Source organism: Streptococcus sp. HMSC034E12, assembly GCF_001835915.1.
GTDB classification, from domain to species: Bacteria; Bacillota; Bacilli; order Lactobacillales; family Streptococcaceae; genus Streptococcus; species Streptococcus vaginalis.
On sequence record NZ_KV826446.1, the window covers coordinates 1 to 6,254 of the forward strand.

Annotated in this window: 9 protein-coding genes; all 9 read right to left on the reverse strand. The window is 36.5% G+C overall.

What is annotated here, in order from left to right; translation table 11 throughout:
- The coding region (locus HMPREF2574_RS06005) for a virulence-associated E family protein (RefSeq protein ID WP_257374222.1) at positions 1 to 1,327 on the reverse strand (1,327 nt) is incomplete at its 3' end.
- Complete coding sequence (locus tag HMPREF2574_RS06010) at positions 1,324 to 2,145, reverse strand: bifunctional DNA primase/polymerase (protein WP_070811622.1); 822 nt, start codon at positions 2,143 to 2,145, stop codon at positions 1,324 to 1,326. The genes HMPREF2574_RS06010 and HMPREF2574_RS06005, both read right to left, overlap by 4 nt.
- Before the next feature lie 24 nt (positions 2,146 to 2,169).
- Complete coding sequence (locus HMPREF2574_RS06015) at positions 2,170 to 2,679, reverse strand: hypothetical protein (RefSeq protein ID WP_070812298.1); 510 nt, start codon at positions 2,677 to 2,679, stop codon at positions 2,170 to 2,172.
- 21 nt (positions 2,680 to 2,700) lie between these two features.
- A complete protein-coding gene (locus HMPREF2574_RS06020; RefSeq protein ID WP_070812299.1) occupies positions 2,701 to 3,510 on the reverse strand; it encodes an AAA family ATPase in 810 nt (269 codons plus the stop codon).
- 4 nt (positions 3,511 to 3,514) lie between these two features.
- Positions 3,515 to 4,705: a DEAD/DEAH box helicase family protein gene (locus tag HMPREF2574_RS06025; RefSeq protein WP_070812300.1), complete on the reverse strand. Its 1,191-nt coding sequence runs from the start codon at positions 4,703 to 4,705 to the stop codon at positions 3,515 to 3,517.
- Entirely contained in the window at positions 4,671 to 5,138 is a 468-nt protein-coding gene (locus HMPREF2574_RS06030) for a hypothetical protein (RefSeq protein WP_070812301.1), read from the reverse strand. Before HMPREF2574_RS06030 ends, HMPREF2574_RS06025 begins: the two co-directional genes overlap by 35 nt.
- Positions 5,135 to 5,617: a siphovirus Gp157 family protein gene (locus HMPREF2574_RS06035; protein WP_070811617.1), complete on the reverse strand. Its 483-nt coding sequence runs from the start codon at positions 5,615 to 5,617 to the stop codon at positions 5,135 to 5,137. Before HMPREF2574_RS06035 ends, HMPREF2574_RS06030 begins: the two co-directional genes overlap by 4 nt.
- Positions 5,614 to 5,958: a hypothetical protein gene (locus HMPREF2574_RS06040; protein WP_070811616.1), complete on the reverse strand. Its 345-nt coding sequence runs from the start codon at positions 5,956 to 5,958 to the stop codon at positions 5,614 to 5,616. Before HMPREF2574_RS06040 ends, HMPREF2574_RS06035 begins: the two co-directional genes overlap by 4 nt.
- Before the next feature lies 1 nt (position 5,959).
- Positions 5,960 to 6,208, reverse strand: coding sequence for a hypothetical protein (locus HMPREF2574_RS06045; protein WP_070812302.1), 249 nt, complete (start codon positions 6,206 to 6,208; stop codon positions 5,960 to 5,962).
- Between the last annotated feature and the right edge of the window lie 46 nt (positions 6,209 to 6,254).

The window sequence follows — 6,254 nt, forward strand, 5'->3', positions numbered from 1 at the left end:
TTTTTTTTTTCACAAACCCTTTTGTTGGCCTGTTGTTTTGTTTAAAAACTTTCTTTTCCCAATCCGGTAAATTATCCAATATCATATTAATTTTTGTGGATAATTTACGGTCATTTGAATTTTTTAAAAATAGATTATACATAATCTCACGAGTAGAGATTTTTTTTAATGGACAATTCCCAAATTCAAAATCGCTGATATTGTCAAAATAAGCTGCTGTATATTGATGTTGCTTTTGAGCAGACATTCGTTCCCAATGTTCCGGAACTGGCATTTCTAAATACTCTAATACCTGTTGTTCAATTTCGTCTCGATACATGAATTTTTCACGATAATCATTCAATTCGTTTTCTGTTTGTTCGTCAAACATTAAATCAGCACCATTTTTATAAATAGTTACAGCTTCACCCCATATTTGCTCGATTGTCTCAGGATCAACATCCATAGGATGTTTTTTTTGTCGTTCTGCATTTGTCAAAATTGGCAAGAAACGTCGTTCCCCTGTTTTGTCTTTTAAATATTCTTTTTGATTTGTGGTGCGTGCAATGACGAAGTTTTTCGCAAAACTTTCCACACGTTTCATGTAAGGGCGTCTAAAACGTAATTCAGTTTTAGAAATAAAGGCTTTAGTTTCTGCAAAACTCATACGATTACTTGCGACCATTTCATCATCATTAACGACGAGAGATTTTAACATAATGTCATAATTATCTTTGTTTGAAAAATCTGTTACAGCATCTGTGTACCAATTACCGCCGATTTTTTGAAGTAGAGATGTCTTCCCCACTCCTTGACCTCCTACTAAATCAAGCACATAGTCAAATTTAACAAAAGGATCATATACTTTAGCGACTGCACCTATTAGCCACATCTTGGCTATTTTTGAAACAAGTTCTGTATCTTCTGCGCCGAGATAAACTTGAAACATCCGATCAATTCGTTGACGGCCATCCCAATTTTTAGCGGCGTTCTCCATATATTCAACAACTGGATTATAGGTTCGCTCCGAAAAGAAAGTTTCCATTCCAGCTTTTAACGCAGGGTTGGAATAAGTCACACCCAATATACTTTCAAAATAAACACTCACAACACTTTCGAAGTTAGCTGGCAATTCTCCTTTTTTAAATTCGGTATTGCCGATGCGAATATCTTTTAGTAGTTCGTGCTCTTGCGAGAATTCATTGTGTTTTAAGTAAATACTTAATTGATCATCTGCTTTGAAAGACATCAAAACATTGCTAGGGCTATTGGCTTTAATGCTACCATTTGCATTTGTTAATAATTTAGCCCCTGAATCAATACTAACCACTTCACCAATCGGAATCACCTCCTATCTTTCTTAATCATACTTTCAACTGTCCTTATTAATTCTTTATCGGGTAAAGGACTAAGACTGTTTAAATTTGCTATTTGTGCAAGCTTTAAAACGATTTCATCGTCTACTGCACGAAACAAGAGACCTCCGACAAAACTAGCTAATTTGTCATTTCTTCCGCCTTCATCACCAAAACCAAGGCCGATGGTTTCGAATAATTCGGTAGTTTGATTCCTGTCTCTGGTGTGTGACCGTCTGGCTAAATCTCTCAATCCGTCCCGACCATCATATCTATAACCATGAGTATCGCTATATTGCTTTTTGATTGCTTGAATCAATTCCTTAGAGGGCGTCACCATGGTTCCGCCTTCTTTGGATTTTTCCAAGTCCCATTCGTACTGTCCCTTATTCGTCGCAGATGGTGCAACCAGAACATAATTGTTTTCGTGAGCCTTGATATCTACTCCCGGTAAAAAACCAATCATTTGCGAGATAGGGGTATCATCTCTTTTGAAGTAAAAGAGATGTTTCCCTCCACTTGCGGTTTTAGCTTGTAATGTTGGCTCTATCAAGTTGAGATGTTCCCATTTTTTTAAAGATTCGAATCCATTTGATTTGCCGTGTTTGTCAATATCGATGACAAAGAAATTTGTTGTCCTAAGAGCGATATTTGCATTAGGATAGCCACCCCAAAACTTCTCGATTTCTTCTGCAGTCAAGGCAGGCTTATCTGCGAAATCAATTAAAGGCATCTTATTTTTAGGATTGATTGGAATGACTGAAAAGCCTAATTTTTGATACTGCAAAGCATAGTTTTTCATAGACGGCATATCTTATTCCCTTTTTGTACTCAATTAGAACGGTAAGACATCATCATTAATATCTAAATTTTTTAATGGTGCCGCTTCTTCCGCCTCTTCTAAGTCGTAGCTTCTATAAGTTTTTCCTTTGCTTTCTGTTTCTGTAATGACTAAGTTGTAGTAACTACCGATCGCTTTACGTTCAAGAGCTTCTTCCAAGCTTTTACCATCTTCAAAATCTTTTTTTAGAACATCATCACCAGACAAAACGATTGCTTTGTGGAAAAATTTAATCGTACGTTCAGTCGCCCACTCCAGACTCTTATCCTTCCATTCGTCCAAAGTTCCAAAACTCGCAAATTCTGTACGTCCGTCATGATCTCCACCGCGGACTTCAAATTGATACTGGATGCTTTCCCAACCGCTTTCTGCAATATTAAATTGCGCCTTTTTTAAAATTACAAAGTACGTTCCTGCGGGAATTGGTTTAGGCCCATTCGCGCTATCTTTGCGTGGGTCAAAACCTTCTTTTTTAATTGATTGTGCAATGTCATATAAACTCATGTGTTTTCTCCTTTATTTCTTTTAAAATAGTTCATCATCAGAAACAGTTTCTTTTTTTGCTGCCTCTTTAACTTTTTCTTTTTTTGAAACTTCTTTTTTTGTTTTGTTTGTATCCTTAGCGGGATCTAAAGCCCCTCGTACAGTACTTAAAATTTTCAAAATTGCTTTGTCATCAACTTGATCCACGTAATATGCCTTTCGTCTACGATCGACTTCTCGATTGTAATTATTGCCGATTTTTTCAGTATGAATCATCAAGTCTGAGTTTCCATTGATAAGGTTGACATACTTGTCTTTTAAGCTCGGCTTATCCTTAGTCGCATTTCCGTTGTCATCATATTCTGAAATCTGACGGCTGATATAAATAACGTTCATTGGTAGAGCCTTCAAGTCAATTACCAATTCTGTAATTGATTGATTAAAGAAATCATATCCTTTTCCATAGGGGATTTCAGAAAGTGATTTAATACGAGGTTTACCGCTTGGCGTTAGTTCGTCACAAACTGCAATTTTTATCATCTCAATAACATCGTCAATAACATCAATAACAACTGTTTCGTAAGAGTGCTTTTGTGTTTGCAAAGCTAACAATATCTCACTTAATTGTTTAATCACTGAGTTAGTAATGCGCCCTTGACCGTTTTTTTCATTTACTAGTTGAATGCTCGGTACACTATTTGCTTCTGCATTTCCGTCTGTATTTAAAACAATAGGATTTGGAAATTCGTTCGCCAAATAAGACTTACCGCTCATAGTCTCACCGTAAATAAAGAAATTCCGTGGCGTGTCTTTTGGCACTTGTGGTTTATTTTCTGGTAATTTAAAAGTCATTTTGTTAGTTCTCCTTATAATAAAATTCGATTACATTTACATCATGTTGCTGCCGTGAACCAGTTACGCGCCATAACAATTGTCTATAATCATCATATTCGCCAGAAGATTCATCGACTGGATCGAGAACGACAATTGTTTTGAACTTGTGCTGTAAACCATCAACACCAACCCCCAACACTTGGTTAGTTGCAACAACAACTTGTTTATCAAGCCCATCTTGAACATCTCCTGTCCAAATTCCGATATTTGGATTGCGTTCGCGAATCACATTGACAACCTGTTTAGATTTGCTGACAATTAGCATGCCGTGCGGCGCTCGTTCAATCAAACCATCTATCTTTAATAGTAGCGGTGTATCTTGATTGACTGCCTTTAGTTTGGGAAAGTCAACTTCTACTCCTGTCTGCATTAAGTAGCGCTCAAATGTTTTGCGCCCGAAAGATTGCTTAGCCATAGCGCATTTACCATTAACATTTACTATGTTCAATTGCCGAAAAATTTTGAGCAAAGTTGGATTGCCGACTTCTACAGTGTTTCGATAAAATTTAATGTCATAACCATTGTTTTCTACAGATTTTTCAATTTCTTCAATTTCTTCCCAGCGAAAGAAGTTTGGTAGACCGCTAATATAAGTCTCATAATCCTTAAAGTCTTGCCATTTTTCTTTTGAGTAAGAAAACGGATCATAGACCATTTTTCCGTGGGCTTTTTGCCAATCAAATTTTCTGTTAGGAGTCGCCCATCCGAAAATTGTTTTTTCTAAGGGATAGAAATTCTGCCCTTTTTTTCTAATTGGAGTAGCTGAAAGCCCAATCGTGTATTTTCGCTTTATTTTGCGATATAAGCTTGTTTGCTTATCACTCGACATATTCTGCCACTCGTCAATGATAAGTACGCCACAGGTCAATTTAGACCCTTTTGAAACCAAGTCCTGCAAGTATCTGTCTGTTCTAACAATAATTTCAACATCTTTATCAAAATCCATTAATTTTATGGCATCTATCCAACCACTTAAAATAGACAGACGATTATTCGTGATAATAATTTTCTTCGCTTTTTTGTGTTTAGCGATAGCTAAAGCGCAAATAGTTTTACCTTTGCCCCCGAGAGCCTCTAAAAAAATACCATTGGTTGGTAAGTTGCTTCGTTGGACAGCTTCAGTTTGCCATTTTCTCAATTGCAGTTCTGCCAATGTCCTGAATCACCTCCTCTACATCATTTCTCATAGCGTAGAATAATCCTAATCTAGCAGCCGCTCGGACATCTTGATGATGAGATTTTTCGAATTTCCAAAGTCCAAGTAATTTTAATAGCTCGTTTGGTATATCTGATTGATAGCCGGCATTTCGCTGTAATATCGCATTAGGATAACATAGTTGAATAAACGCAATAGTTTCTAATACAGAATTGTCTTTGGAATTATCGTTGTCCCTGACTTCAAATTTTTCGATAACAACTACATCTACTTCTAACTTTTTTCCGATTTCATCAAACCAATTTTTAAAGTTTAACATCCCATATCCGACTACCCAACAATCAATCAATTTGGCATTATCTAATAAAACAATTCCTGTCGTACTAGTATTGATTTTGTTTGAGCTAGGGTCGATTGAAAGAATTCTCATTTAATTATCACGCTTTCTCCTTCCTTAAGGACAGCCCCAAAAACTTCTTTTCCGGATTTGATTGCTTTTTTGATTTCAGTTTTATTTGGAGTAAACGTATGTTTTTCAGTCATAAGATACACTGGGATTTTTGTCTCATCTAAAATTTCAACCGCTTCGCTCTTACGTGTTGAAACTGTAAACAATCCAGCTTGTACTTTTTTTTGATTACTCATTTTCATTGCTTTACGAATAATTTCTTTGTAACGTTCTTTTTTGGCTTTAGCGTCGTGTTCTTTTTCTTTAAAACGCACCGCTTCTTCTTTAAACATTTTTTCATCAGCTTCAATATTTTTTAACATTTTTACAAAATATTCGACGTTTTTTTCCAAATCCCCTTGAAAATCAATACTATCTAAAGTATCTTGAAATGTTTCATCGTCTAATTCCATGGATTGCAACTGTGCGTAAATCCCTTCCAATTCATATAAAAAACTCATTTTGTTACCTCTTTCAGTAATTTATTAATTTCTTTAGCATTCAACCGGATTTGGTCGCTTGCCGTTTCATGTCGATTAGCTTCTAACAATTGATCAATCAGTTCCCGTCTGACTTCATTTTGCCAATTTCTAAATTCAAAAAGTTCTTCTCCCGAACGGAAGTAAGCTGAATAATCTATACTTCCGGTTTCACTGCGTGTACAATAACCACGTTTAATATCTTTTGCGATATTTGAACGGATATTCCCTTGTGTCACATTGATCGCCTGTTCTGCTTCTTCATAAGTTGCAGAAGGATTTTCTTTGTAAAAATTTCGAATGCGTTCTACTTGTGTTGTCATATCATCCCACCCCTTCGACTATAAACGACTTCGTGCTATGCTTTCTCGCCTCTGCCAATTTGCGTTGTCGTTCTCTGCGGTCATGCTCAATTGCACATATAACGTACATCGCTTCAAGCTCTATGCGCTCGTTTTCTCGCTCTTCAAGCTCTGCTTGCTTTCTGGCTTTGCGCCAGTCTAAGTGGTTGACAAATGCGCCTGCCAAGAAGAAGAATGCTAGTGTTGCTACCGCTCCTAAAATTTCACTCATTCGACACCTCCCGTTTTAATAATTCTTCCTTGATTTTGGTCAGCAT

Excerpts from the sequence above, each read along its gene's own strand:
- HMPREF2574_RS06010 (WP_070811622.1), bottom strand. The coding sequence starts at position 2,145 with ATGCCGTCTATGAAAAACTATGCTTTGCAGTATCAAAAATTAGGCTTT.
- HMPREF2574_RS06015 (WP_070812298.1), bottom strand. The coding sequence starts at position 2,679 with ATGAGTTTATATGACATTGCACAATCAATTAAAAAAGAAGGTTTTGAC.
- HMPREF2574_RS06020 (WP_070812299.1), bottom strand. The coding sequence starts at position 3,510 with ATGACTTTTAAATTACCAGAAAATAAACCACAAGTGCCAAAAGACACG.
- HMPREF2574_RS06030 (WP_070812301.1), bottom strand. The coding sequence starts at position 5,138 with ATGAGAATTCTTTCAATCGACCCTAGCTCAAACAAAATCAATACTAGT.
- HMPREF2574_RS06035 (WP_070811617.1), bottom strand. The coding sequence starts at position 5,617 with ATGAGTTTTTTATATGAATTGGAAGGGATTTACGCACAGTTGCAATCC.
- HMPREF2574_RS06040 (WP_070811616.1), bottom strand. The coding sequence starts at position 5,958 with ATGACAACACAAGTAGAACGCATTCGAAATTTTTACAAAGAAAATCCT.
- HMPREF2574_RS06045 (WP_070812302.1), bottom strand. The coding sequence starts at position 6,208 with ATGAGTGAAATTTTAGGAGCGGTAGCAACACTAGCATTCTTCTTCTTG.